General features: G+C 61.8%; 26 protein-coding genes. 9 read left to right on the forward strand and 17 right to left on the reverse strand.

Annotated elements, in window-relative coordinates:
• Nucleotides 1–105 precede the first annotated feature (105 nt).
• Together nadB and BUA36_RS05515 are read left to right on the forward strand one after the other, a co-directional pair.
• The gene (nadB, locus tag BUA36_RS05510) at nucleotides 106–1,719 is read left to right on the forward strand and encodes an L-aspartate oxidase (RefSeq protein WP_072782100.1); all 1,614 of its coding nucleotides are present in this window, start codon (nucleotides 106–108) and stop codon (nucleotides 1,717–1,719) included.
• Nucleotides 1,719–2,255 carry a GNAT family N-acetyltransferase gene (locus BUA36_RS05515; protein ID WP_072782103.1) on the forward strand — a complete coding sequence of 179 codons (537 nt, stop codon included), beginning with the start codon at nucleotides 1,719–1,721 and terminating at the stop codon, nucleotides 2,253–2,255. The genes nadB and BUA36_RS05515 overlap by 1 nt, the downstream gene beginning before the upstream one ends.
• On the opposite strand, the gene BUA36_RS31125 is transcribed toward BUA36_RS05515, so the two are convergent.
• The 4 genes from BUA36_RS31125 to BUA36_RS05535 form a co-directional block, all read right to left on the reverse strand.
• The gene (locus BUA36_RS31125) at nucleotides 2,252–3,034 is read right to left on the reverse strand and encodes a PEP-CTERM sorting domain-containing protein (protein ID WP_229255612.1); all 783 of its coding nucleotides are present in this window, start codon (nucleotides 3,032–3,034) and stop codon (nucleotides 2,252–2,254) included. The genes BUA36_RS05515 and BUA36_RS31125 overlap by 4 nt on opposite strands.
• 105 nt (nucleotides 3,035–3,139) lie before the next feature.
• Nucleotides 3,140–4,006, reverse strand: coding sequence for a carboxylating nicotinate-nucleotide diphosphorylase (gene nadC, locus BUA36_RS05525; protein ID WP_072782105.1), 867 nt, complete (start codon nucleotides 4,004–4,006; stop codon nucleotides 3,140–3,142).
• On the reverse strand, nucleotides 4,003–5,157 hold the full coding sequence (nadA, locus tag BUA36_RS05530; RefSeq protein WP_072782107.1) for a quinolinate synthase NadA: 1,155 nt from the start codon (nucleotides 5,155–5,157) through the stop codon (nucleotides 4,003–4,005). The genes nadC and nadA overlap by 4 nt, the downstream gene beginning before the upstream one ends.
• A 6-nt stretch (nucleotides 5,158–5,163) precedes the next feature.
• Entirely contained in the window at nucleotides 5,164–6,765 is a 1,602-nt protein-coding gene (locus tag BUA36_RS05535) for an ABC-F family ATPase (protein WP_072782109.1), read from the reverse strand.
• Between the two features lie 208 nt (nucleotides 6,766–6,973).
• Here BUA36_RS05535 and BUA36_RS29900 point away from each other — a divergent pair, with 208 nt between their 5' ends.
• Nucleotides 6,974–7,525, forward strand: a complete 552-nt coding sequence (locus BUA36_RS29900; RefSeq protein WP_229255613.1) for a PEP-CTERM sorting domain-containing protein — start codon at nucleotides 6,974–6,976, stop codon at nucleotides 7,523–7,525.
• Nucleotides 7,526–8,047: 522 nt separating this feature from the next.
• Nucleotides 8,048–8,533, forward strand: coding sequence for a hypothetical protein (locus BUA36_RS05545; protein WP_072782112.1), 486 nt, complete (start codon nucleotides 8,048–8,050; stop codon nucleotides 8,531–8,533).
• Here BUA36_RS05545 and BUA36_RS05550 read toward each other — a convergent pair whose 3' ends face one another.
• The 5 genes from BUA36_RS05550 to queE all read right to left on the reverse strand — a co-directional run bounded on the left by BUA36_RS05550 (nucleotide 8,534) and on the right by queE (nucleotide 12,032).
• A complete protein-coding gene (locus BUA36_RS05550) occupies nucleotides 8,534–9,454 on the reverse strand; it encodes an LD-carboxypeptidase (RefSeq protein ID WP_072782114.1) in 921 nt (306 codons plus the stop codon).
• Between the two features lie 10 nt (nucleotides 9,455–9,464).
• The gene (locus BUA36_RS05555) at nucleotides 9,465–10,406 is read right to left on the reverse strand and encodes an alpha/beta fold hydrolase (RefSeq protein ID WP_072782583.1); all 942 of its coding nucleotides are present in this window, start codon (nucleotides 10,404–10,406) and stop codon (nucleotides 9,465–9,467) included.
• 65 nt (nucleotides 10,407–10,471) lie between these two features.
• On the reverse strand, nucleotides 10,472–10,957 hold the full coding sequence (gene tadA, locus BUA36_RS05560) for a tRNA adenosine(34) deaminase TadA (protein WP_072782116.1): 486 nt from the start codon (nucleotides 10,955–10,957) through the stop codon (nucleotides 10,472–10,474).
• Nucleotides 10,947–11,396 (reverse strand): 6-carboxytetrahydropterin synthase QueD, encoded by a 450-nt coding sequence (gene queD / locus BUA36_RS05565; RefSeq protein WP_072782118.1) that lies wholly within the window; start codon nucleotides 11,394–11,396, stop codon nucleotides 10,947–10,949. The genes tadA and queD overlap by 11 nt, the downstream gene beginning before the upstream one ends.
• A complete protein-coding gene (queE, locus tag BUA36_RS05570) occupies nucleotides 11,397–12,032 on the reverse strand; it encodes a 7-carboxy-7-deazaguanine synthase (RefSeq protein ID WP_072782120.1) in 636 nt (211 codons plus the stop codon).
• Between the two features lie 160 nt (nucleotides 12,033–12,192).
• On the opposite strand from queE, the gene BUA36_RS05575 reads away from it, so the two are divergent.
• Both BUA36_RS05575 and BUA36_RS05580 read left to right on the forward strand, forming a co-directional pair.
• A complete protein-coding gene (locus BUA36_RS05575) occupies nucleotides 12,193–12,957 on the forward strand; it encodes a sensor histidine kinase (RefSeq protein ID WP_072782122.1) in 765 nt (254 codons plus the stop codon).
• A 17-nt stretch (nucleotides 12,958–12,974) separates the two neighbouring features.
• Entirely contained in the window at nucleotides 12,975–13,970 is a 996-nt protein-coding gene (locus BUA36_RS05580) for a sensor domain-containing diguanylate cyclase (protein ID WP_229215455.1), read from the forward strand.
• Here BUA36_RS05580 and BUA36_RS05585 read toward each other — a convergent pair whose 3' ends face one another.
• The 4 genes from BUA36_RS05585 to BUA36_RS05600 form a co-directional block, all read right to left on the reverse strand.
• Nucleotides 13,971–15,683 carry a DUF4214 domain-containing protein gene (locus tag BUA36_RS05585; protein ID WP_072782124.1) on the reverse strand — a complete coding sequence of 571 codons (1,713 nt, stop codon included), beginning with the start codon at nucleotides 15,681–15,683 and terminating at the stop codon, nucleotides 13,971–13,973. It lies immediately after the preceding gene.
• 87 nt (nucleotides 15,684–15,770) lie between these two features.
• The gene (locus BUA36_RS05590; RefSeq protein ID WP_072782126.1) at nucleotides 15,771–16,019 is read right to left on the reverse strand and encodes a hypothetical protein; all 249 of its coding nucleotides are present in this window, start codon (nucleotides 16,017–16,019) and stop codon (nucleotides 15,771–15,773) included.
• Complete coding sequence (locus BUA36_RS05595; protein WP_072782128.1) at nucleotides 16,016–16,792, reverse strand: DNA/RNA non-specific endonuclease; 777 nt, start codon at nucleotides 16,790–16,792, stop codon at nucleotides 16,016–16,018. Before BUA36_RS05595 ends, BUA36_RS05590 begins: the two co-directional genes overlap by 4 nt.
• 31 nt (nucleotides 16,793–16,823) lie before the next feature.
• Nucleotides 16,824–17,786 (reverse strand): helix-turn-helix transcriptional regulator, encoded by a 963-nt coding sequence (locus tag BUA36_RS05600; protein WP_072782131.1) that lies wholly within the window; start codon nucleotides 17,784–17,786, stop codon nucleotides 16,824–16,826.
• Between the two features lie 86 nt (nucleotides 17,787–17,872).
• Here BUA36_RS05600 and BUA36_RS05605 point away from each other — a divergent pair, with 86 nt between their 5' ends.
• On the forward strand, nucleotides 17,873–18,493 hold the full coding sequence (locus BUA36_RS05605) for a LysE family translocator (protein ID WP_072782133.1): 621 nt from the start codon (nucleotides 17,873–17,875) through the stop codon (nucleotides 18,491–18,493).
• A 146-nt stretch (nucleotides 18,494–18,639) separates the two neighbouring features.
• Here the strand turns inward: BUA36_RS05605 and BUA36_RS30650 are convergent, their stop codons facing one another.
• The gene (locus BUA36_RS30650) at nucleotides 18,640–18,804 is read right to left on the reverse strand and encodes a hypothetical protein (RefSeq protein ID WP_167544255.1); all 165 of its coding nucleotides are present in this window, start codon (nucleotides 18,802–18,804) and stop codon (nucleotides 18,640–18,642) included.
• Between the two features lie 199 nt (nucleotides 18,805–19,003).
• Here BUA36_RS30650 and BUA36_RS31515 point away from each other — a divergent pair, with 199 nt between their 5' ends.
• The gene (locus tag BUA36_RS31515; RefSeq protein ID WP_072782136.1) at nucleotides 19,004–20,653 is read left to right on the forward strand and encodes a methyl-accepting chemotaxis protein; all 1,650 of its coding nucleotides are present in this window, start codon (nucleotides 19,004–19,006) and stop codon (nucleotides 20,651–20,653) included.
• Here BUA36_RS31515 and BUA36_RS05615 read toward each other — a convergent pair.
• Together BUA36_RS05615 and BUA36_RS05620 are read right to left on the reverse strand one after the other, a co-directional pair.
• Complete coding sequence (locus tag BUA36_RS05615; RefSeq protein WP_072782138.1) at nucleotides 20,574–21,773, reverse strand: glycosyltransferase; 1,200 nt, start codon at nucleotides 21,771–21,773, stop codon at nucleotides 20,574–20,576. The genes BUA36_RS31515 and BUA36_RS05615 overlap by 80 nt on opposite strands.
• Complete coding sequence (locus BUA36_RS05620) at nucleotides 21,774–22,013, reverse strand: hypothetical protein (RefSeq protein WP_139260357.1); 240 nt, start codon at nucleotides 22,011–22,013, stop codon at nucleotides 21,774–21,776.
• Between the two features lie 269 nt (nucleotides 22,014–22,282).
• Between BUA36_RS05620 and BUA36_RS05625 the strand changes: the two genes are divergently transcribed.
• Nucleotides 22,283–24,976, forward strand: a complete 2,694-nt coding sequence (locus BUA36_RS05625; RefSeq protein WP_072782143.1) for a diguanylate cyclase domain-containing protein — start codon at nucleotides 22,283–22,285, stop codon at nucleotides 24,974–24,976.
• Here the strand turns inward: BUA36_RS05625 and BUA36_RS05630 are convergent.
• Complete coding sequence (locus tag BUA36_RS05630) at nucleotides 24,973–25,611, reverse strand: FABP family protein (RefSeq protein WP_072782145.1); 639 nt, start codon at nucleotides 25,609–25,611, stop codon at nucleotides 24,973–24,975. The two genes, BUA36_RS05625 and BUA36_RS05630, sit on opposite strands and share 4 nt — an antisense overlap.
• Between the last annotated feature and the right edge of the window lie 21 nt (nucleotides 25,612–25,632).

Below are 25,632 nucleotides of genomic sequence, written 5' to 3' on the forward strand. Positions count from 1 at the left end.
GGCCTTGAGCGTCCGCAACCCACCTCGCCAAAAGGGCTATTTGTGACGCGACTATGACAAATGGTCTATAGTCATGGTTCTCTATTGCATTTCCACCACGTAATCATGAAATTTGATGTTGCAATTGTCGGCAGCGGATTGGCCGGCCTGTCGGTCGCCCTGCATCTGGCCGAAACACGCACCGTAGCGATTATTTCCAAACGTGCGCTCAAGGATGGCGCCAGCAACTGGGCGCAAGGCGGCATCGCCGCCGTACTGGATTCCGGCGACAGCCACAGCCAGCATATAGAAGACACCCTGATCGCCGGCGGCGGCCTGTGCGACGAAAGCGCGACGCGCTACATCGTCGAGCACGGCCGCGAAGCGATCGAATGGCTGATCGACCAGGGTGTGCCGTTCACGCGCGACGACTCGGCCGAACTGGGCTTCCACCTCACGCGCGAGGGCGGCCACAGCCAGCGGCGCATCATCCACGCGGCGGACGCCACCGGCAACGCCGTGCAAACCACGCTGGAAGAAAAAGTCCGCGCCCACCCGAACATCACGCTGTTCGAACACCACTGCGCCATCGACCTGATTACCTCGGACAAGGTGCACCCGCTCAAAAAAGGCCACGCCCAGCCCAAGTGCTACGGCCTGTACGTGCAGGACGAGCAGACCGGCCAGGTCCACACCTTCGCCGCCGAGCAGACGGTGATGTGCACCGGCGGCGCCGGCAAGGTCTACCTGTACACCACCAACCCGGACACCGCCAGCGGCGACGGCATCGCCATGGCCTGGCGCGCGGGCTGCCGCGTGGCCAATATGGAATTCATCCAGTTCCACCCGACCTGTTTGTACCACCCGTACGCCAAGTCCTTCCTGATTACCGAAGCGATCCGTGGCGAAGGCGGCCTGCTCAAGCTGCCGCCGGAAGCCGGCGCCGCTGCCGGCCAGCGCTTCATGCTGTCGCACGACGAGCGCGCCGAGCTGGCGCCGCGCGACGTGGTGGCGCGCGCCATCGACTTTGAAATCAAGAAGCGCGGCCTGGACTACGTTCACCTGGACATCAGCCACAAGCCGGCCGAATTCCTGATCGAGCACTTCCCGACCATCTACGCGCGCTGCATGGAACTGGGCATCGACATCACCAAAGAACCGATCCCCGTGGTGCCGGCCGCCCACTACACCTGCGGCGGCGTGGTGACCGACATGCACGGCCGCACGGATTTGCCGGGCTTGTACGCGGTCGGCGAAACCGCCTGCACCGGCCTGCATGGCGCCAACCGACTGGCCAGCAACTCGCTGCTGGAATGCGTGGTCATCGGCCGCGCCTGCGCCATGGACATCACCGCCAAGGAAAAAGGCGAAGTGCCTTACCTGCCGGACTGGGACGAAAGCCGCGTCAGCGATGCCGATGAAGAAGTGGTCATCTCCCACAACTGGGACGAGCTGCGCCGCTTCATGTGGAACTACGTGGGCATCGTCCGCACCAGCAAGCGCCTGGAACGCGCGCAGCACCGCATTGCGCTGCTCAAGGAAGAAATCGACGAGTACTACCAGAACTTCCGCGTCACGCACGACTTGCTGGAGCTGCGCAACCTGGTCGATGTCGCCAGCCTGATCGTCAACAGCGCCCTGCTGCGCCGGGAAAGCCGCGGCCTGCATTTCAGCCGCGACTATCCGGAAACCCTGGCCAAGGCGCTGCCCACCATCCTGACGCCGCCGCGACGCAAATAATGATCGCAGTCCGTCACGCCACGCCAGCCGACATCCCGGCCATGGAAGCGCTGATCGCGCGTTCCGGCATTGCGCTCAGCGCCGGTTTTTATACCAGCGAGCAGGCGCAAGCCGTAACGCGTTACGTATTTGGCGTCGATACGCAACTCGTGGCGGACCAGACGTATTTTGTGATTGAGAAGGACGGCCAGCTGGCGGCCTGCGGTGGCTGGAGCAAGCGTGCCACCTTGTTTGGCGCCGATCGCACCAAGCTTGGCGCCGATCCGCTGCTGGATCCGGCGCGGGAACCAGCCCGCATCCGCGCCTTCTTTGTTGATCCGTCGGCAGCGCGCCAGGGCCTGGGCCGTCTGCTGCTCCAGCACTGCACCGACGCAGCGCTGGCGGGCGGCTTCCACACCCTGGAACTGGCCGCCACCATGCCCGGCGTGCCGCTCTACCAGGCCTGCGGCTTTACCATCATCGAGAACATGGAACTGGATTTGCCAGGGAACGTCAAAGTTCCGCTGGCAAAAATGCGCAAGACCGTCGCGGCTTAAGCGGCGCCCTGACGGCGGCGGGCAACCACGCCCATCAGGCCAAGACCTGCCAGCAGCATGCCGTAGGTTTCCGGTTCAGGCACGGGCAGCGCCGCGCCGAAACCATCCAGATAGACGTAGCCGGTATGTGCGGTCGGGTTGCAATCCGCCGCCAGCAGCGACAGCGTGAAGCTGTGGCCGGACAGCGACTGGTCGATGTTCAGCTGCTCAACCTGCCATTGCGGCGTGTAGAACAAACCATTTTCGGTCAGGAAGCGCGAGTCGACGCCAGAACCGGTATAGCCGGCATTGTAGCTGCGGCTGACCAGCAATTGACCAGTGGTATTGTCGGTCAGCGTCAGCTTCATCACGGCAGATTCGTTCTCGACGTGGCCGCCGTTTTCCAGCACGGCCTTCCAGGCGAAAACGATTTTATTGTCGGTGTAATTGCTGACCTGCTGGCTGATGGCGGTGGCGTTGCCGCCATCCCAGGTGTCTTCCGCGCGGTAGGCGTACTTGCCGCTATAGATGGTCGAACCAATCAGGCTGCCCAGCCGTGGATCGACATAGCTGCCATCGACGATGGCGCCGCGGCTGCCGTTATCGGTATGCAGGCTGCCGCCTGGCAACAGCTGCGCTGGCGTCAGCGCGTCGTTGAGAACGGTGCCACGGTAACCGCCGCCCGTGATCCAGCCGTTAGTGTTGCCATCTTCAAAGCCGCCATTCACAAAGTCTTCCGCCTGCGCCAGACCGCTCAGGCACAGCATCCCCAGTACACCCGCCACGTATTGTAATTTCATGTATTACCCACTTTGATTAAAAAGAGGGCATATTTTATTGTTTTATTGATTACTCAATTTAACAATTTTCAATCGTGCGCGGGTGAAGTCAACAATAAAATTTTGTTAACCAATGATGCGTAAAGAATAATCGGTAGCGCGGATATCCTTGGTCAGGCTGCCGATGGAGATACGGTCCACGCCGGTTTCGGCAATCGCGCGCACGGTATCGAAATTGATGCCGCCGGAAGCCTCCAGCAGCGCGCGGCCAGCATTCACCGCCACCGCTTCACGCATTATGTCCGTGCTGAAGTTATCCAGCAGGATGGACAACGCGCCCGCATCCAGCGCTTCACGCAGCTCGTCCAGCGATTCCACTTCCACCTGTATCGACACACCCTTGTTCAGCGCCTTGGCCGCCAGCACCGCATTGGTGATGCCGCCCGCCGCCGCGATGTGGTTCTCCTTGATGAGGATGCCGTCATACAGCGCCAGGCGCTGGTTCTGGCCACCGCCCACACGCACCGCATACTTCTGCGCCAGGCGCAGGCCCGGCAGCGTCTTGCGGGTATCCAGGATGGCGGCGCGGGTGCCGGCGATCACGTCCACATACTTGCGGGTCGCCGTCGCCACGCCGGACAGCAGCTGCATGAAGTTTAGCGCACCGCGTTCCGCCGTCAGCAGCGCGCGCGCCGGACCGGCGATGGTGCAGACCACGCTGTCGGCCTTCATCATGTCGCCTTCCGCGTACTGCCAGTCGATTTCAATACCAGCCTGCATGCAGTTCATGACGCCTTCAAACCACGCCGCGCCGCACAGCACCGCATCTTCGCGCACGATCACGCGGGCCTGCGCGCGGCCGCCTTCCGGCACCAGCAAGCCGGTCAGGTCGCCGGGACCGACATCTTCCAGCAGCGCCGCCAGCAGATTGGCTTCAAACGCCGACTTCAACGCGTCGTCAAACGGCGCGAACTTGTTAATCAGAGTGCTCATGCAGGACCAATTCCCGAAAACAGTTTAGCTTCTTGCGCCAGATCCGGCCCTGGCTGCACCTTGGCTTTTTTGGCCGCGGCAAAGTCCAGCATGCGCGTGATCGAGGTCACGGCCTGCTTGCCGATTTCCGCATCGACGAAGATTTCGTTGGCCGCGCTGACCTCCGGCTGGTCCATATTCTCCAGCAGGTCCGCCAGATTCTGCAGGCCGTTCATGGCCATCCACGGGCAGTGCGCGCAGCTCTTGCAGGTGGCGCTGTTGCCGGCGGTTGGCGCTTCAATGAAACGCTTGCCCGGCGCGGCGGCGCGCATCTTGTGCAGGATGCCGTTGTCGGTGGCAACGATGAAGGTATCGCAGTCCGACTCCACGGCGGCGTTGATGATCTGCGTAGTCGAGCCCACGACATCGGCCAGCGCCACCACATTGGCTGGCGATTCAGGGTGCACCAGGATCTTCGCTTCAGGGTATTGCGCCTTCAGCAGTTCCAGCTCCACCCCTTTGAACTCGTCATGCACCAGGCAGGAGCCCTGCCACAGCAGCATGTCAGCGCCGGTCTGTTTCTGGATGTAGGAACCCAGATGCTTGTCCGGCGCCCACAGGATCTTCTTGCCCTGCTCATGCAGGTGCTTGACGATGTCCAGGCCGATCGACGAGGTCACCATCCAGTCCGCACGCGCCTTGACGGCAGCGCTGGTGTTGGCGTACACCACCACCGTGCGGTCCGGATGGGCGTCGCAGTAGGCGGTGAACTCGTCGGCCGGGCAGCCCAGGTCCAGCGAACAGGTCGCGTCCAGGTCCGGCATCAGGATGCGTTTTTCCGGGCTCAGGATCTTGGCCGTTTCGCCCATGAAGCGCACGCCGGCGACGATCAGCGTCTTGGCCGGATGATCGCGGCCAAAGCGCGCCATCTCCAGCGAGTCGGACACGCAGCCGCCGGTTTCCTCGGCCAGGTCCTGCAGATCTGCGTCCACGTAATAGTGCGACACCAGCACCGCCTGCTTTTCCTTCAGCAGGCGCTTGATGCGTTCCTTGAGTTCGACGCGCTGTTCCGCAGTGGTTGGCGCTGGCGTGCGCGCCCACGCGTGGGCAACGCAGCTGGCACCGTCTTGTGGATGTTCATACTCGACGGGTTTGATCTCGATAGCTTGCATAATCGTTTAAGCGATACCCTGGCTGGTCAGATACTCTTCATAGTTGCCGCGGAAGTCGACGACTTCATTCTCTTTGATCTCGATGATGCGGTTCGCCAGCGACGACACGAATTCACGGTCGTGCGACACGAAGATCAGCGTGCCGGCATATTTATCCAGCGCGATGTTGAGCGACTCGATCGATTCCATGTCCATGTGGTTGGTTGGTTCATCAAGCAGCAGCACGTTGTGACGGCCCAGCATCAGCTTACCGTACATCATGCGGCCCTTCTCGCCACCGGACAGCACCGTGACCGATTTCTTCACCTCGTCGCCGCCGAACAGCAGACGGCCCAGGATCGAACGCACGGCCTGGTCGTCGTCACCTTCCTTGGTCCACTTGCCCATCCAGTCGGTCAGCGTGATCTCTTTGGCGAAATCTTCGGTCGGGTCCTGCGGCATGTAGCCGACGTTGGCGTTCTCCGCCCACTTGACCATGCCGTGATCGGCGCTCAGGCCCGTGATGTCCTGGCCGCCGATGCTGCGCAACATGGTGGTCTTGCCGGCGCCGTTGGCGCCGATGATGGCAATGCGCTCGCCCGCTTCCACCATGATGCTGAAATTGTTGAACAGCGTGCGGTCGTATTTCTTGCTGATGCTGTCCACTTCCACGGCCAGGCGGTGCAGCTTCTTCTCGCCTTCAAAGCGCACGAACGGATAGGCGCGCGACGACGGCTTGATGTCTTCCACCTTGATCTTGTCGATCATCTTGGCACGCGAAGTCGCCTGACGGGCCTTGGACTTGTTGGCCGAGAAGCGGCGCACGAAGTCCTGCAGCTCGGCGACCTTCTCTTTCGCTTTGGCGTTGTTGGCCAGCTGCTGGTTACGCGCTTGCGTCGATGCCAGCATGTAGTCATCGTAATTGCCTGGGTAGATCTTCAGCGTGCCATAGTCCATGTCGGCCACGTGGGTGCACACCTGGTTCAGGAAGTGGCGATCGTGGGAAATGATAATCATGGTGGAGTTGCGCTCATTGAGCACATCTTCCAGCCAGCGGATGGTGTTGATGTCCAGGTTATTGGTTGGTTCGTCGAGCAGCAGGATGTCCGGATTCGAGAACAGCGCCTGTGCCAGCAGCACGCGCAGCTTCCAGCCTGGCGAGACGGCGCTCATCGGGCCCTGGTGCAGGTCGATGGAAATACCCACGCCCAGCAGCAGTTCGCCCGCGCGCGATTCCGCGGTGTAGCCGTCGTACTCGGAGACCTTGCCTTCCAGGTCAGCGGCGCGCATGTAGTCGTCGTCGGTGGCTTCCGGGTTGGCGTAGATCGCGTCGCGTTCCGAGATCGCTGCCCACATCTCGGTGTGGCCCATCATGACCACGTCCAGTACGCGCATCTCTTCGTAAGCAAACTGATCCTGACGCAGCTTACCGAGGCGCTCGTTCACATCCAGCATCACGTTACCGGCCGACGGTTCCAGATCGCCGCCGAGGATTTTCATGAAGGTGGACTTGCCGCAGCCGTTGGCGCCGATCAGGCCATAACGGTTGCCATCGCCGAACTTGACGGAGATATTTTCAAACAACGGCTTGGCGCCGAATTGCATCGTGATATTTGCTGTGGATAGCATTGTGGAATTGGACTTTTCTGAATTAAATCATGCCGTTAGGCGGAAACCGGACATTATACTACAACACGCCCCTCCCTCTCTTGGGTGCATTCCCGGGCGGCTCCTGAAAAGAGCTAAAAAAAAGAAAACTGTAGCAATTGGATAACATTCATTATTTTTTATGATATTATTCAAATGCTAATCAACAGCCCACTAACAGGAGTATTACATGAAGAAAATCATCGCAGCCATCATGATTGCCGGCGCCAGCATGGCTGCCAGCGCCACCACCATTCCAGTCGATCTGATTCCTGGCGAGATCACCGGCACCTTTGCTGGCTTTAACTACACCGGCATCGTGTCGTTGGGCGGTCCTGCCGTGATCAACAACCTGAGCCAAGGCACTGCTGCCATTTCCTACAATGCCGGCCTGTTCAACTACCACGGCATCAAACTGAATTTCACGCCTTACGATCTGGGCGGCAGCCAGGAGTTATTCTGGGATTTGAATCCCTACACGGTTGTCATGACCTTCAAAGACCTGGGCGGCAAAGTAATCGATACGGATTCCTTCCAGCTGAACTATGGTCCTGATCAAACTCTGCTGAAAAACGTCGCTGGCGTGCACTCGATCGAGTTCTACTCCGCGCGTCAGGGCCAGGCAATTCCACGCTTCTACAGCCTGGACATCAGCGCTGTTCCAGAACCAGCCACCTACGGCATGCTGCTGGGCGGTCTGGGCCTGGTGGCGTACGCCGCACGCCGTAAAAAAACTGCTTAAGCAAGGTATTAACAACAGGGCTGCCAATTCGGCAGCCCTGCTTTTTTGTGCACTACTTGAGCATGTCGAGTACGGCGACGTGCAACGCCCACCAGCGCCAAGCCGTCCAGCAGCATGGCATACGTGGCCGCCTCGGGAATCGGGCTCGCATCCATGGAAATGAAGCGCGGAAAATCATAACGATTGGTGGAAACGTCATCGTCCAGAATTCAATCCGAGGTACGCCGTCAACTTCTTTGCTAAAGGTCTTATTGCCACCATAGGTCAGTTTCATCGACTCGGTGTCGCTCACCTTACCGCCGACATTCCCGGTGACGGGAGTAATGATTTCTATCCAATTGTTACTTTTGATGCAATAGCAACATACTATTACTTGTCGGCACTTGCCCTGAGCGAGGCCGAGGCCTACGGCATCGTCCAGTTCCTGCTGGCACTGACCAGCGCTGACGCCAGGGCGCGATATCGATATAATTCAGTAAAGAGGCGCCCGCACGATGGCGCCCGCAACCTGGAAAGAGTTCGATGAAAGCTTTGCTTCTTTTGCTGGCAGTATCCGGTTCCGCCCTCGCCTCCGACGCCGACCTGCTGCGCTGCCGCAGCATTGCCGACGTCGCCGGCCGTGTCGCCTGCTATGACGCGATCCCGGTCGCAACGGCCGCCCGCCCGGCGGCCGCCCCCGGCGTTGCTGCGGCCACGCCAGTCGCACCAAGCGCGCCCGCAGCGAAGCCTGATCCGGCAGCGAACTTCGGCCTGAGCGCCACCCAGCTGCGCAAGTCCGACGAACCGACCACCATTGAAAGCACTCTGATCGGCACCATCGACGGCTGGAGTGCCGGCACCCTGTTCAAGCTGGCCAATGGCCAGATCTGGCGCGTCGCCGATGACAGTGCGGCCTCCATCAGCGAAGTCACCAATCCCAAAGTCCGGATCAGCCGCAACGGTATCGGCACGATCTTCCTGGAAATCGAAGGCGCCAGCCAGGCGCCACGCGTGCGCCGCCTGCAGTAATTACAGCGTCGGGTAATCGCTGATCGTCAGATCAAAACCACGTTCGCTGGACACCAGATGCGCCATGCCGCCATACGGCAGCGTGGCGCGTTCCTTGATATGGCCAAACGGCAGGCCGGTCAGCACCGGAATCGGCAAACGCTGGCGCAGGTACGCCACCATACTGTCGAAGTCATAGCCATTGTCCACCGGGCTCAGTTTGTAGCCGGAGAAATCGCCCAGCACCAGCGCGCGCTGTCCTTCCAGCGCGCCCGCGTAGAACAGCTGCAGCACCATGCGCTCTACGCGATACGGATGCTCGCTGACATCCTCGATGAAGCAGATGCCCTGCTCCAGCGCCTGGAAATACGGTGTGCCGAGCAGGCTGACCATCATCGCCAGATTCCCGCCCCACAGCTTGCCGCTGACGTCCAGCAGCGGATTATCGGCAGCGCCGTCGGCCACCGCGCCGCGCACCTGGTGCACCGGACCGCGCAGGCAGTTCCAGAACTGGTCCAGCGTGTACGCCACCGGCTCGGGACGAATGAAGTCGTCGCACATCATCGGCCCGCCAAAGCTGATGCGGCCGGTCTGCTTCATCAACGGCATCTGGAACGCGGTAAAGTCGCTGTAGCCGACAAACAGCTTGCCGCTGTCCGCCATCTTATGAAAGTCGATCGACGGCAGCAGGCGCGACATGCCATACGAGCCGCGCAGCGCGATCACCACCTGCACTGCGGGATCGGCGGCGGCGGCATTCAACTGCGCCAGGCGCCATTCGTCGGTGCCGCCGAAGCGCTGGAATTTCTTATCGTCGTCGTAGTAATTGTGGACCAGGAAGCCTTGCTGCTCCAGGCGCTGCACGCCCAGGTTGTAGGCTGCGATATCAAGCGGACAGCCGCTGGGCGCCGCGATGGCGATGCCGATGTTCGATGTGCTCAAAGTGTCTCTGTCAGTGATGGGTGCCGCTGCCTGCGCGATGCTGCGGCAGCGGAGGAAGTTCGGCCGTCATATTACCGCGCAGGTGCTGGTCGAGCAAGGCAAGCAGGCGCTCGATCAGCTGCGGCGGCAGGTCATGTCCCATGCCCTCGATGACATGCAGCCGCGCATCGGGAATCGACTGCGCCGTATCGACGCCGCAGGCCACCGGCACCAGCGGGTCGGCCGCGCCGTGTATCACCATCGCCGGACAATGTATCCGCCGCAGCAGCGGCGTGCGGTCGCCGGAAGCGACAATCGCCACCAGTTGCCGCGCCACGCCATCGGGATTGGTGCCGCGGTCCAGCGCCCGCTCTATATTCGCGCGCAACACGCGCTCCGGCGTGGGAAAGGATGGGCTGCCGATCAGGCGATACACCGCCATCATATGTTCCACCACGGCCTTGCGGTCGCCCATGTCAACTGAGCGCATCATCGCATTGCGCGCGCTCGCGGTGGGACCAGGCAAGCCGCGCTTGCCGCTGGTGGACATGATGGAGGTCAGGCTCAGCGTGCGCGCGGCAAAGCGCGAAGCGAAGATCTGCGCAATCATGCCGCCCATGGAGACGCCCACCACATGCGCCTTGGCGACGCCCAGCGCATCGAGCAGGCCAAGCGCATCGTCGGCCATGTCGCCCAGTGTGTAGGCGGGCTGCTGCTTCAAGCCGACCAGCGACTTGAGATAGGCCCACAGCAGATTGGGTTTTTTATGTTCGTGGAATTTGCTGGACAGGCCGATGTCGCGGTTGTCGAAGCGGATCACATAGTAGCCCTGTTCGACCAGCCCTTCCACCAGATCCGCAGGCCAGGCGATCAGCTGCATGCCGAGCCCCATGATGAGCAGCACCGCCGGATCGAGCGGATTACCGCTGGTTTCGTAGGCAATCGTGATGCCGTTTGCTTGCGCCGTAGCCAAGACCATCTCCCTGTGCGTGCTTGGGAATCAGCATACCATTTTTTGCTGGCGCGGTGAAACCGGCCTTACGCTTGTGTGGCGCGCCTGGCAGCGGCCAGTGCCGCACGGCGCGCGGCAAAGAAATTCTTGAGCATGGCGCCGCATTCCTCGGCCATCACGCCGCCGACGATATCGGTATGGTGGTTCAGCTGTTCCTGCTCGAACAGGTTGAGCACCGAGCCACAGGCGCCCGTCTTCGGGTCGGCGGCGCCGTACACCACCCTGGCCAGGCGCGCATGCATCATCGCGCCCGAACACATCACGCAGGGCTCCAGCGTTACATACAGTTCGCAACCGGGCAAACGATAGTTGCCCAGCTTCTCGGCTGCAGCGCGCAGCGCGACGATTTCCGCATGCGCGGTGGGATCATGTCTGCCGATCGGCTGGTTGCAGCCGACCGCAATCACCTCGCCGTCCTTGACGACGACGGCGCCTACCGGCACCTCGCCGAGGTCCCACGCCTGCTGCGCCTGTTCCAGCGCCAGCTGCATGTAGACGCTGTCAGACACCATCGGTGATCTCGGCCCAGCAGTTCGGGGTTTCGTGCAGCACCAGCTTGTGCAGGTGAAGGCCGGTGCCGTAGCGGTCCTTGTAGGCCGCCTTGAGGATCGCAAAAGCCACGTGAGCCAGATTTTCCACGGTCGGAATACGGTCGATCACCACGGTTTTGTGGTTCGGCAGCGAGGCCAGGAACTCGCGTACCGCGTCATCCTTTTCATAGACGATGAACGCGTGGTCCCAGACGTCCACCAAGTGCTCCTTGGCCAGCGCCTTGATGTCCGAGAAATCCATGATCATGCCGTTATCCGAATTGCCTTCGACATCGATGATGTTGCCGGTCAGCGTGATTTCCAGCGTGTAGCGGTGGCCGTGCAGGTTGCGGCACTGGCTCTTGTGGTCGGGAATGCGGTGGCCGGCATCGAATTCCAGCTTGCGGGTAATGGTTAACATTTAAGGTATCTGTAAAAGTTTATGGGTTTGCAAGCTCAGCTTCCACTTCGGGTTGCGCTTGCAGGTCTCGATCGCCAGCCGGGTATTGAACTCGGCCAGCGGGCCGTCCATGGCCTGCACGTAAAAGTTCTCGAAATCCAGCTGTTCGTAGACCGACAGGTCCTGGTTGGTCTGCGGTATCACGACCTTGATTTCGCTGCCTTTGCGGACCACCAGCTCGGCGCCCATTTTCGGGCTGACGCAGATCCAGTCCACGCCGTCCGGCACCGGCAACGTGCCGTTGGTTTCAATCGCAATGGTAAAGCCGGCCGCATGCATGGCATCGATGAGCGGCTTGTCCAGCTGCAGCAGCGGCTCGCCGCCCGTGAATACCACGTACTTGCTGGCCGGATAGCTTTCCGGCCACAGCGCATTGATGGTGGCCGCCAGGGCTTCCGGCGTCTTGAACTTGCCGCCGCCTTCGCCATCGGTCCCGACGAAATCGGTATCGCAGAACTGGCAAATGGCGCTGGCACGGTCGCTTTCGCGGCCGGTCCACAGGTTGCAGCCGGAAAAGCGGCAGAACACGGCCGGACGGCCGGCGTGGGCGCCCTCACCCTGCAACGTGTAGAAAATCTCTTTGATGCTGTAAGTCACGATAGTTCCTGATAGGACAACCCTCAATTATATCCCACGCCACAGTTTCCGGGTAGAACCGCCAGAAGTTGACATTTCACAATGCTTGCACTTGGTAAGCAGTTATGTTGGTCGATGTGGACGCTTGCCAACGTTGTCCTCCATCCCAGGAAGATACACCATGAGATACGCGCCGCTCCTCCTTGAAATCGACCTGTTCTGCGCCAGCGTGTGCATGCTGGCAGCCGCCGCCTGCGTGCTGCTGTGGTGGCGGCAACGCGCGCAGGCGAGGCGGGCGATGACCCACGCGCGCCAGCAGATCCGCCAGCTCAGCGCCAGCCAGCAATCGCTGCGCGACGCCGAACGGCGCCGCATCGCCTGCGACCTGCATGACGACCTCGGCCAGCAACTGCTGGCGCTGGCGATGGACTGCGCCACGCTGCAGACGCAGCACCCCGCGCTGGCGCAGCCGCTGGCCTGGCAGGCATCGCGCATCCAGCAAGCGACGCGGGCCATGCGTGCCATTGTCCACGATTTGACGCCGGAGGCGCTGGAATCGGGCCTGGAAGGCGCGCTGCAACAACAGATCGCCCAGTTCTCGCGCCTGAGCGGCATCCCGTGCCGTCTCGACGCCACGCCCGACGCCTTCGACGGCCCGCCTGCGGAACGCACCGACACCGTGGTCTACCGCGTGCTGCAGGAATCCCTGAGCAATATCGTGCGCCATGCGCAGGCATCCGAAGTCCGCGTCGACCTGTACCGGCAGGAACACTGTCTGAACCTGACCGTGCGCGATAACGGCGTCGGCCTGCCGCAGCTCGGCGCACGTGCCGGCTTTGGATTGCGCGGCATCGCCCAGCGCGTCGCCGAGGTCGGCGGCCGCGTTGACATTGCCAGCACACCCGGCGCGGGCACCGCGCTCACCCTGTCCATCCCCATCCAATAACCAGCGAGGCGGCGCCCATGAACAGCTCCCAGAAAATCCAGCATGTGATGGAATTCTCCCAGGCGGACCAGCAGCATGGCTTCGCGCTCAAACTCATGGAATTGCTGGTCATTCCCACCTTCGTCATCGACACCAGTGGCAAAATCATTATCTGGAACCGCGCGTGCGAACGCCTGACCGGCGTCGAAGCCTGGGAGGTGCTGGGCACCGCCGACCACTGGAAATGCTTTTATGGCGAGCAGCGTCCCACGCTGGCCGACCTCGTGATCCAGGGCCGCGCCGCCGATCTGCACCGGCTTTACCGCCAGCACGCGCGCCGCAACGACGCCGACAACAATCTGTGCGCCGAAAACTGGTGCGACATGCCGCGCCTGGGCCGGCGCCGCTACCTGGCTGCCGACGCCAGCCCCATTCTCGATAGCGAAGGCAAGCTGGTGGCGGTGGTGGAAACCCTGCGCGATGTCACCGATGAAAAGCACGCCCAGGTGGCGCTGGAACAGCTGGCCACGCGCGACGGCCTGACCGGCCTGGCCAATCGCCGCTGCTTCGACGACACCCTCAACGCCGAATGGCAGCGCGCCTTGCGCCATCAGCAGCCCCTGTCGCTGCTGATGGTCGATGTCGATAACTTCAAGCAGTACAACGACGCCTACGGCCACCTGGGCGGCGACGAGTGTTTGCAACGCATCGCCACGGCCGTGTCGAGCGAAATGCGCGCCAACGACCTGGTGGCGCGCTATGGCGGCGAAGAGTTTGCGGTGATTTTGCCCAACCAGTCGCTGAAAGGCGCGGCGATCGTGGCGGAACGCATCCGCTGCCGCGTGGAGCAGCTGCGGCTACCCAACCTGGGCAGCCAGCAGCATGTGGTGACGGTCAGCATCGGCGCAGCCACGGCGCTGGCGGCGCCGGAGACCGATCCCAGCCAGCTGGTGGCCACGGCCGATTCGGCGCTGTACCGCGCCAAGCACATGGGCCGCAACCGTATCAGCCTGCCGGGTACCGATGGTCCGTGATTACGCTGGAATCCACGGCGTGTACGACACGCCGACCGGAATCACATGGCTGATGACTTCGATGTTTTCCGCCGACTCCGAGAAGTTCACCAGCAGCTGCTCACGCGACATGCCGTTGGTCAGCGCATTCAGCTGGACATTGTAGCCCGCGATATCCGGCTCGCGATGCAGCACGTTGTGGTACAGGCTGGTGACAAACACACTGTTGCTGGCATTTTCGCCGTAGGTCCGCACAAACTCGGGGCTGTTGATAAATCCCCTGGCGATCGACAGCAGCGTCTGTCCGTGATCCATGCGGTACAGCCAGAAGCCCATGCCCAGGTCGTCCGGCGTACGGGCAAACATGGCGCCGTACAAACGGTACAGCTGCCCCGCTTCCCCGCTGGTGTCCAGCGCCAGGCCCGTGTTGTCGCTGAACTGGACACGTTCCACGCCGGCCAGGAAATCCGCAGTACCGGCAGCATTGGTCACCGTCACGCCACCGACATTGGCCGACACCGTAAAATCGGCACGCTTGCCGCCGAAGTTGACCAGGTCGATGCCAGCGCCGCCCCAGATCAGCTGGCTGCCGCTGCCGGCAGTCAGCACATCGTTATTGACGCCGCCCGCCAGCAGCGAACTGTAATTGGACAGCTGGATCGCTGCATCGCTGAATTGCAGCTTGCTGATGCCCACCAGCGTATCGGTGCCGTCGCCGGTCACAGTCAGGTTGCTGATCGAACCCGACAAGGCATAAGACGCCAGTGTATGGCTGAACACCACCGTATCGTTGCCGCCGACGCCCGTAATCAGGTCATTGCCGGCGCCTTCGTATATCGTGTCGGCGCCCACGCCGCCAGTAATCACGTTGCCAGCCGAATTGGCATAAATCGTCGAACCGCCACTGCCGGCAAGCGCGCGCTCGATGGTGACGTTATAGGCAATCGAAATATTGTTATAGCCCGGCGCGGTTTCACTGAAGCTGCCCGCGTTCAGGTTGATGACGCTGGCATTGGTGCACGCGGAAAAATCCAGCGTGTCGGTGCCGCCCGCATCCCAGATACACTGCAATGGCGCATCGGTGCCGAAGCTGTAGGTATCGTTGCCGGTGTGATAGCTCATGTTGGCGCCATACAGATACTGCATCGCCTGGATGTCGTACAGCATCGGCGTGATGCCGTAGTTACCGTTGAGCTTGAAACCAGCGCCGACGTTATACGACATCTGCGTGTAATCGATATTGTCCTGCGCCGCCGGCAGGAACGGGCCGTCAATGGAGCTGCCGGTGGAATCGTAATTGCCAGGATGCTTGAAACCCAGCGTATGGCCCAGCTCGTGGATCAGCACCGCGATGCCAAAGTCGCCGTCCTGGAAGCTGAAGTTGTAGGCGTCCTTGTTATTCGTGAACAGATAGGTCGGATCGCTACCGTTCGGCAGATACGCATAGCCGCTGCTCTGCTTGCCCTGGTCGTTGGTACCCAGCTGGATGTTGCCGCCAAACGCCACCTCGGTGAATTTGATATTCGCCACCGCTGCCCATTTGGCCATGGCCGCACGCGCGCCAGCCTGCTGTTCGGCGCTCATCGGCGCGAAACCATTGGCGTCATCGGCGCTGGCGTCGGAAGGCAGCGTCGTCATGAAACTGTAGGTGAGCGACACCGGCTGTCCAGCTTTGGATTTCCAGCTGCTATACACCAGGGAGTCAATGGAATTATTACCGGTCGTTAAGCTCATGACATTGTCGATTCAATAAAATAAAGGGCGCAGGCCAGCATCGCCGAGCCTCCTCACAGAATAACATTCTTGTTGCCCCAGCGATACTTATTCAAAGGGATTTGCGACGATAGTGTGGGCAGCAGGCGGCAGTTTGGCCGGCAGCGGCTGGCCTTCCAGGCGGGCCACGACCCCAGCCAGCAACTGCTGCAATGCGCGCGCATCCGCCAAGCCGGCCTGGTCGGCCGTCAGGTCGATATCGCCGTTGATGGTCACACGGTCCAGGCGGTTCTCGATACTCAGACCGCCGATGCGCAGCACGTCCGATTCATTTTGATAAGGCACAAACTTGCTCATTCCTTGCTCCCGTCTTTACGTTGTCTCACCTTCGGCATGCGCAGCATGACTTCTTTCTGCGCCGTCGACAGCGACGGCAACAGCTTGATGCCCACCTTGTCTTCAAGCTGTGCAATGCTCAGCATATCGTAGCTCGCGTCGCTACGGTTTTCGATAAAGAAAGCTGCGCCGGCACGCTGGCGCGGGCTGTAGACCAGCTTGTACAAATGGCTCGGCACCAGGACATTGCCGACCTTCTGCAGATTGCCGCCGATAAAGGCCGGCCCGGTGATCACGTACAGATCGCCCTCCTTCTGCGCCATCTTGCGCACCACGCCTTCGATACCGGCCCAGATGTGGCGGTTATTCTCGGCATCCTGCGGCACCATGTTTGCCAGCGTAAAGCTTTCGTGCTGGGTTTCGCGGTCTGGCATATCGCCGTTCGGCGCCATGTGGCCACGGTCGTAGCCGCTGCGGGCGTAGTCGGTCAATTCGGCGCGCGTACCGGGCGCCAGGCGCGGCTCGGGGTGGAAGGAGTTTTCGCGCGACAGGTTCTTTGCCGCATCGATATTTTGCGCCGTCAGATGCTCGGCCGACCACAGCGGCGTGCGCGTGATTCCAGAGTACATCACGCCAAACACGCCGTAGCATAGCTCGGTGGTGGCGACATTCATTTTGGCATTGCGGATTTCCGGCAAACGGCCATCGACATAATGAGTGGGGCATTGGCCCGCCGTGGCCACGGTGGCGGCCAGCATTGCAGCCGTGGCCACCAGACGCTGAATCAGATACATAGTTTCCTTGTTGCGATAAAGTCGCCGCATTCTAGCGGACGGCGGCCATGCGCAACAAGCGCTCGCCTATCGTGCGTAGCGCCGTGCGCAATGCGGGCGGCTCCAGCACCTCCACCTCAAACGGAGCCGCCGCCAGCTGGCGCGCGAACCACTCCAGCTCATCGGACTGGTTATGCAGCAGCACGCCATGTTCGCATTGCTCAAACAGGCCGATGGTATCGATGAAGGCGCGTCGCGCCTGGTCCAGCGTGGTCTTCAGCAGTACCCTGGCAGCGAACTTGCGCGGCACCGTCGCGACCGCGACCCGCAGATGCTCGAGCGCGTCGAAACCAGGCGGCCGCTGTGCCAGTCCGCGCGTGGCTCGGACCGCCGTCACGCGGTCCAGCCGGAACGTCCGCATGTCTTGCCGCAAATAGCAGTACCCCACCGCATACCAATAGCCGCCGTAGTAAGCCAGGCCATAGGTATCAAAATCACGTTCGCTGTCCACGCCGGCGGCGCGGTAATGCAGGCGCACGCGCCGTCCTTCCTTGGCAGCCAGCGACAGCGCGCCCAGCGCGGCGTTATCCGGCGGCGGTGCACTGCGGGACAACCCGCTGCGCAAGTCCAGCCGCACCGTGTCATGCATCGCGCTCACGCGGTTGCGCAAACCATCCGGCATGATGCGCTCCAGCTTGGCCTGGGCGCTGGCCACCGCTGGCGCGGCTTCCGCCAACCCCAGCCCCCGCGCCGCCAGCAAGCCCAGCGACAAAGCTTGCGCTTCATCGTCGGTGAACATCATGGGCGGCAGTTTAAAACCGGGCATCAGCGCATAGCCGCCATGCCGGCCACGCTCAGCCATGATCGGAATGCCGAGCTGCTCCAGCATTGCGATGTAGCGCCGCAGCGTGCGGCCATCGACCGCCAGCCGGCCGGCCATGTCGGCGCCGCTCAGGCGGCCATGGGTTTGCAGCAGTTCCAGCACTGCCAGTACGCGTGTGGTTGGATGGTACATGCCGTAAAGATAGCAGGTTTATAGGGCCAAATTCGCCCTGATTCCCACTTAAGCTGTTCCAAACAACAACTTTACGGAGTCTAACCATGTCACAAGCCGCCAATCTCTGGCTGTATTTCATCGTGGTTCTGGGCGTGATCGCGCTGCCGGGGCTGGATATGGCGTTTGTCATGGGCAGCGCCATGCTGGGGGGACGGCGCTCCGGCATGGCGGCCGTGGCCGGGATCATCGCCGGCGGTTTCTGTCATTTATGCCTGGGTGCGCTGGGCGTGGCCGTGGTGCTGCAATGCTGGCCACCGCTGTACAAGATCATGCTGCTGGCGGGCGCCGCGTACATCGCATGGATGGGCTATCAGCTGCTGCGCAGCGACAGCATCTTTCATCCGACGGCCGGAGCGGAAGCCATGGCTGACGCCGTCATCTTCCGGCGCGCGCTAACCACCAACCTGCTGAATCCCAAGGCCTACATCTTCATGCTGGCCATCTTCCCGCAATTCCTGCGCCCGGGCGCCGGGCCGCTGTGGGTGCAATCAGGCGTACTGGGTGGTATCACCGCGCTCACGCAACTGGGTGTCTATGGTGCGCTGGCCTACGCCGCCAGCGGCTGGTTTGCGCGCCATCCGCAAAGCTCCACCATCGCCGCGCGCGTCATGGGGCTACTGCTGATCGCCACTGCGGTGCTCAGCGCAACGCAGGCCGGAAAATAAAAAAGGCTGGCGTTCACAGAACGCCAGCCTTTTCAAAACATCCAGCCCTACCAGAGGCAATGTTTTTATTTCATTTGGTGCAACACTGATTGCAATTATACACGGGTTTAGCACTGCTGTCTAAGCCCTCATGACGCATATCAGAATCATTTGCTGTGGCCGGACTTGGTTTCTCCCGCCTTGGCGCGCTGTTTATTCACGATGCGCGCAGCTACTTCCTCCTCGCGTCCCTTGTAGCGCCCTTCCTTCTCGAATTTGTGTTCAAGCTCCTGGTACTCGCGTTCGCGCTTGGGGCTGACTCCTTTCGGCATGATGGATCTCCTACGCAGTTGGGGTTGTCCCATGCTACGGAAATGACCGCACCCACGGCGCACGCCTGCCCTTGTTGCTTTATTCACGAAAGTGTCTATGCAAATAAGAAATATTTCTAGCTAGCTATTTATTTCCCCGATAAACTTTCCGTTCCTACAGGTAACTACCATCTCTTAAAAACATAACTAAAGACAAGTCATGAATATTGCCAACCTGAAGATCGGCCACCGCCTCACCATCGCTTTCTCGCTGACGACGCTATTGATGGCCATTGTGGTCATTGTCGGTGCCCTGGGCTTGCGCGCGACCAGCAATGAAATCAACCTGACCAACCATGACCGCTACCTGAAAATCAGCCTGCTTAACCAGGTGAAGGACCAGGTGGCGCAGCAGTCGCGCGGTTTGCGCGACCTGCTGCTGATCGACGCGGCGGAAGCCAATGCGGAATACGCCGCGGTTGAACAGCGCAGCAAGACCATCCGTGGTCTGCTGGAGCAGCTGGGCGGCGTTCTCCATCAGCCGCAGGCGCTGGTGTTGTTCAAGGAGCTCCAGGATGCGCGTGGCGTGTATTCGCCGCTGCGCGACCAGCTGATTGCCGCCGTCAAGGCCGGCGACAAGGACCGTGCGACCGCCCTGTTGCTGCAAAAAGTCCGCCCGGCGCAAGCGGCGTACGTGGCGGCGCTGGACAAGCTGATTGATTTCCAGGTGCAGCTCATGCAGCACTCGGGCGACAGCGCTGAACAAACCGCCAGCACCGCGAGTGCGCTGATGATTGCGCTTGGCGTTGCCGGCGCCGCACTGGGACTGTTCGCCGGCTGGTATGTCACCGGCACCATCGTGCGTCCGATCCGTTATGCGGTGCGCGTGGCGCGCACGGTGGCCGATGGCGACCTGAGTTCCGAGATCCAGATCCGCACCCGCGACGAAATCGGTCAATTGTCGGCCGCGCTGAAGGACATGAACACCAGCCTCATTTCCATCGTGTCCGAAGTACGCAAAGGCACGGATTCGATCGGCACCGCCTCGGCCGAAATCGCCGCCGGCAATCTGGATCTGTCCGAACGCACCGAGCGCCAGGCTGGATCGCTGGAAGAAACCGCATCCTCGATGGAGGAGTTGACCTCCACCGTCAAACAGAACGCTGCCAATGCCAATCAGGCCAACCAGCTAGCGATGTCGGCGTCCAGCGTGGCCGGCAAAGGTGGACAAGTGGTTGCGCAGGTGGTGGACACCATGGCGTCGATCAACGCTTCTGCGCGCAAGATTGTCGATATCATCGCGGTCATCGACGGTATCGCTTTCCAGACCAATATCCTGGCGCTGAATGCGGCAGTGGAAGCAGCACGCGCCGGCGAACAAGGGCGCGGCTTCGCGGTCGTGGCCAGCGAAGTGCGCAGCCTCGCCCAGCGCTCGGCCGCTGCCGCCAAGGAGATCAAGCAACTGATCGGCGATTCAGTGGACCAGGTCGATGCTGGTGCGCGCCTGGTCGACCAGGCTGGCGCCACGATGGAGGAAATCGTCACCAGCGTACGCCGCGTCACCGACATCATGAGCGAAATCGCTTTCGCCAGCCAGGAGCAGCTGTCGGGTATTGAGCACATCAACGGCGCCATCACCGAGATGGACCAGACCACGCAGCAGAATGCGGCACTGGTGGAACAGGCATCCGCCGCTGCCGTCACCATGCAGGAGCAGGCCTCGCACCTGGTCGATGCGGTCAGCGTGTTCAAGCTGGATGGCGAAGGCCGTAGCGCCCGGATCTCGTCGATCAGCGCCGGGCGTCGTGGCGCCCGTCGAGTAGAAGCGTTATCCGCTCCACCAGCAGCGCGTTCAACTGCTGCGGGCTGAATCCCGCGTGACGCGCCGCGAAACCACGCGCGGCGTCACGATACCCTGCCTCATTCAGCAAGGGCCGCAGGACCGCGCGCCAATCCCCATCCGGGGCAAGCAATGCGGCGTTGTAACCGGCGCCAGACATGGCAACCCGCCGCGCACCGAGGAATTGTTCGGTATGCGACGGCAGCATCAGCAGCGGCACGCCGGCCAGTAGCGACTGTGCCAGCGTGCCCTCGCCCGCATGGCACGCGCACAGATCCGCTTGCGCCAAAGCCTGCGGCAGCGACACCGGCGCCTCTGCATACAGCACGCGTTCACTGATGACGGGCGGTACGCCGCCAGCTGCCACTTCCGGCACATACGCCAGCACGCGGCAGCCTTCGTCCACCAGCGCCCGTAGCACCGCAGCGTGCGCCGCATGCGATGCCTTCAGATACGCGAACACCTTGCGTCCTTCGCCATCCGGCCAATATGGCGCCAGGCCACCTTCGGCCACGCAGCTCGGCCCCAGCCAGTCCGCGCCATCACGCTGGTAATGATCCAGCTCCGGCCAGGTACACAGCAAATTTGCATCGCCAAGGAAGACGTCTGCCGCGTGGGCATAGGGTTGAGCCCCCAGTTCCGCCAGCACCGCGTTCGCCGTGGCCAGCATGCGCGCCTCAGACGATGCCAGACGTTCTGCCGGCGCCTCGCGTAAAGCGGGCAGCGGCCGTCCCACAGGCGGCATGCTGAAACCGGTGCCGATGGCGGCAGTGCGCAAGCCCATGCTGCGCGCAGCCAGCAACGCAGTTGGCGCATAGTCAGCAACCACGAGGTCGGGCTCCAGCAGTGCCAGCATGGCGCGCCAGCCGTCCACCATGCCACGCAAGGCCGGCGCTTCCAGATAACCACAGCGGAACAGGATCTCCGCCAGGCTGGCCGGCGGCGGCAGACCTACCGTGTCATGCAGCCACACGGGCGCCTGCAGTATCGGGACCTCGAGTTCTGCCAGCAAGGCATGCGTGTGCCTCAGGTCACGCACACTGAGGCTGACGCGATGGCCATGTTCGAGCAAGGCCTGCGCCAGCATCTTCAGCCGGCCGGCATGCCCCAGTCCGGCGCCCAGTTCCCAGCACAGGTGAAGATGCGCCAATCAGCCTCCGCCCGCCAGCACACCCTGGCGCCGATGCGGCAACGCCAGCTGCGTTGAGACCGGCCGGTGCGCCTGATTCAGCCGCTCCACCAGTGCCGCATTCTGCTGGACCACCGTGTCCATCTGTGCCACGGTCTGGTCGATCTGCTCTGTGTCCATTTCCTGTTCGCGGCTGGCCGGCAGCACAATGCTAAAGTCGGCACTGCGACGGGTGCCAATCTTCCAGTTCGATACATTCACGCGACTCTCCTTGTCGAAGATGTAGATCATATCCGAAGCGACAAAGGGCAGGGATTGACCCGGCAAAGAGACGCTTGTGAGCGTAGCTACTTTGGTCCCGGCGCACCTTGCTTGTCAATGTCGATGTTGTTGTAAATGGGACTCAGACGATGCTGTAGCACATACCCTCTGGCCTTGCCCATCAGGGTATGACATACTCAAATTCACCGAAGACCATCCATCGCAACATGGCCGTTTTTGCAACGCTACCGCGTAGCCTGAAATTCCGCATGACCGGAGTGGTGGTGATGCTTGTGCTGACGGCCACCGCCACCGTCACGCTAATGGCGCTACTGCTGGCGGAACAGGACATGAAAAGCGTCATCGGCGACCAGCAGTACGCCGTCCTCGCCTCCACCGCTTCGCAAGTCGATGCGCAACTCACCGCACGCAAGGTACTGCTGGCCAGCCTGGCCGACACCATGCCGCTGTCGGCGGGTGACAGTCCCGCCGCGATGCAGGACTTTGTGGCGCACCACCCGGTCGCGCGCAAGGAGTTCGTCAATCTCCACATCTTCAACCAGCATGGTGATCTGCTGCACACCGAAGGCGACAACGCCACGGCGCTGATGCCGCTGCCGCCACGCGCCCGCGACTTCCTGGAAAAGGTGTTCGCGCAGGGAGAAGCGGTCATCACGCCGCCCTACAAAAGTGAGATCACCGGCCAGCCGTCGGTGATGATACTGCAGCCGGTGCGCGACGGCCATGGCAAGGTCGTCATGCTCCTGGGCGGCAGCATCGACCTCGCCAACTCGGACTTCATCCGGCAGATCGCCGCGCAAAAGCCTGGCAAGACAGGCTTTGTCTTCATCATGACGCAGGACGGCACGCTGCTGCTGCACCCCGACCACCGGCGGCTGCTGGAAAACATCAACGCCCGTCCGGGCTATAACCGCGCCACGGAAATGGCGCTGGACGGTTTCCAGGGCTGGACCGAAGCGACCAACAAAGCCGGCAGCGAAGGCATCTACTCGTACAAGCGCCTGCACTCCACCGACTGGATACTCGGCTCGCGCTTCCCGGTCGATGAAGCCTTTGCGCCAATGATCGAGATGCGGCGCCACGCAGTCCTGGCCGCGGCCCTGTTTGCCGGCATCGCGGGCCTGATGGCCTGGCTGGCGATACAGATGCTGCTGCGTCCACTCGGCCGGCTGCACCGTAACATCGCCGACATCCGCACCGGCAGCGCCGGCATCGATGTGCTGCCGCGCGGCCGCCGTGACGAAATCGGCGAATTGGGCGCGGCCTTCTATGAGCTGATGGCCGAACGCGAGGAGGCCCAAAAAGTCATCCGCGACAGCGAGACCTTCATCAGCAATGTGCTGGAGCGCGCGCCCGATGCCTTTGTCAGCTGCGAAAACACCGGCATCGTCACCAAGTGGAATGCCGCCGCCGAACGTACCTTCGGCTGGACCGCCAAGGAAGCCATCGGCCGCGACATCGCCGACCTGATTATTCCCGAAGACCGCCGCTACGCGCACCGCGCCGGTATGCTCAACTTCTCGCGCGGCGTGCCCGGCCCCATGATCGACGCCCGCATCCGTGTGATGGCGGTGCACAAGGATGGACACGGCATCCCCATCGAGCTGTCGGTCGGCGCGCTGCGCCATGACGGCAACTACTACGCCACCGCTTTCCTGCACGACGTCACCGATCGCGTGCTCTACGAGCAGCAGATCGCCGCCAGCGAAAAGCGCCTGCGCACGATTGCGGACAGCGTGCCCGCCCTTATCGCCTACATCGACCGCGAGCGCCGCTACCGCTTCTCCAATGAACACTTCCGGCATCTGATGGGCATTGATCCGCAGTCCATGCTGGGCAGGACGGTGGCGGAGGTCTCCGGCCAGGCCTTTGCCGACAGCGTCGCCCACTTGAGCGAAGCCGCCCTGCGCGGCCAGCGCGTGCACTACGAACGCGAGGGACTACGCAACGGCAAGCCGTGCCAGATGATGGGCGATCTGGTGCCGGACATCGCCGCCGATGGCAGTGTCACGGGCTTCTACCTGATGGCGCTGGACATCACGGAACGCAAGAACGCGGAGCTGCTGCAGGCCGCCAGCGAAAAACGGCTCAAGCTACTGACTGACAATCTGCCGGTACTGATTGCCTACCTGGACCACAAACGCCAGTTCCTGTTCCTGAACGCGACCTTCCAGCAGTGGTTCGGCATTGACCCACAAACCCTGATCGGCCGCCACCTCGTGGAAGGGATAGGCGAAGACCATTACGCCACCGCCGAACCGCACCTGGACCTCGCCTACCATGGCCACAACGCCACCTACGAGCTGAAGGCAAACATCGGCGACTGCCTGCACACGCTGGAAACCACCTTTGTTCCAGAGATCGCGGCGGACGGCCAGGTAGTCGGCATCTATTCGCTGACGCACGACACCACGCGCATGAAGGAAATCGAGGAGCGCCTGAAACAGCTGGCGCGCATCGACACGCTGACCGGCATCGCCAACCGCCTGATGTTTGAAGAGATACTGCAACTGGCGATACTGCGCGCGCGGCGCAACCGCAAGCCGCTGGCGCTGGCCTATCTGGACATCGATCATTTCAAGGAGATCAACGACACACGCGGCCATGGTGCAGGCGATATCGTCCTGAAGGAATTCGCCTCGCGGCTGCTGGCCTGCGTGCGCGCGTCGGACACGGTTGCGCGCCTGGCCGGGGATGAATTTGTCATCGTCTTTGAACAGGTAGCCAGCGTGGAGGAAGCCGCGCGGCTGGCGGCCAAGATCGTGGAATCCATGCGCGTGCCATTTTCGCTGGCCGGCCTGCCGCGCCACGTCACTACCAGCATCGGCATCGCCCTGCATGAGGGTGACGAAGAGGCGGCGGAACAACTGGTGGAGCGCGCCGACAGCGCGCTGTACACAGCCAAACGCAATGGCCGCGATGGATACGCTATCGCCGATTAGGCAGGCACGCCGCTGGCCAGCGGGTTCGGCACAGGATCGGCCACGCGATGCAGGATGTTACGGTCGCGGTGATGGAATTCCTCTTCGCCACGCAGCAGCATGACGGTGTCTTCCTCGTAGCCCCAGGTACCGTCGTCGTTGATGGTGACCTTGATGCGGTACTCGGTGGTTTTAAAGCCGTACTCCAGGAAGGGATTGGAACGGATGCCGTAGGTATCGGATTCCAGCCGGGCCACCAGTTCAAACTCCTTCGCATCCGGCTCCACCACGGCGGAAGCCATGGCGATCTGGCCGCGCGGGATGCCGAGCGTCTGGATCACGGTCCTGGTCTTCGGCTCCCACAGCCAGTAGCCTACCTGCTCGTGGTAAGTCTTGACGTTATCCGGCTTGTTGACGATGATGAGATAGCGCAGGCCATAGAACAGCTGCGGCCCATTGGTCACCGGATCAATGGGATACAGCTCGATGCGCTCAACGTAAGCCTGCTTGCGTGCGCCGTCGGCCTTGGGTTTGATATCCAGACCGCGTTCGCCTTTCCAGATGCCTGCCATGGGCGCCAGCGGCCCAAGGTTGTTCAGGGTATTGACGTCGATCGGATGGGGTTCGGTATAGATATCGGTGGAAAACTCGGTCATGCGTGGTCCTGGTAGTTGATG

The organism is Duganella sacchari (assembly GCF_900143065.1).
Lineage (GTDB): Bacteria > Pseudomonadota > Gammaproteobacteria > Burkholderiales > Burkholderiaceae_D > Rugamonas > Rugamonas sacchari.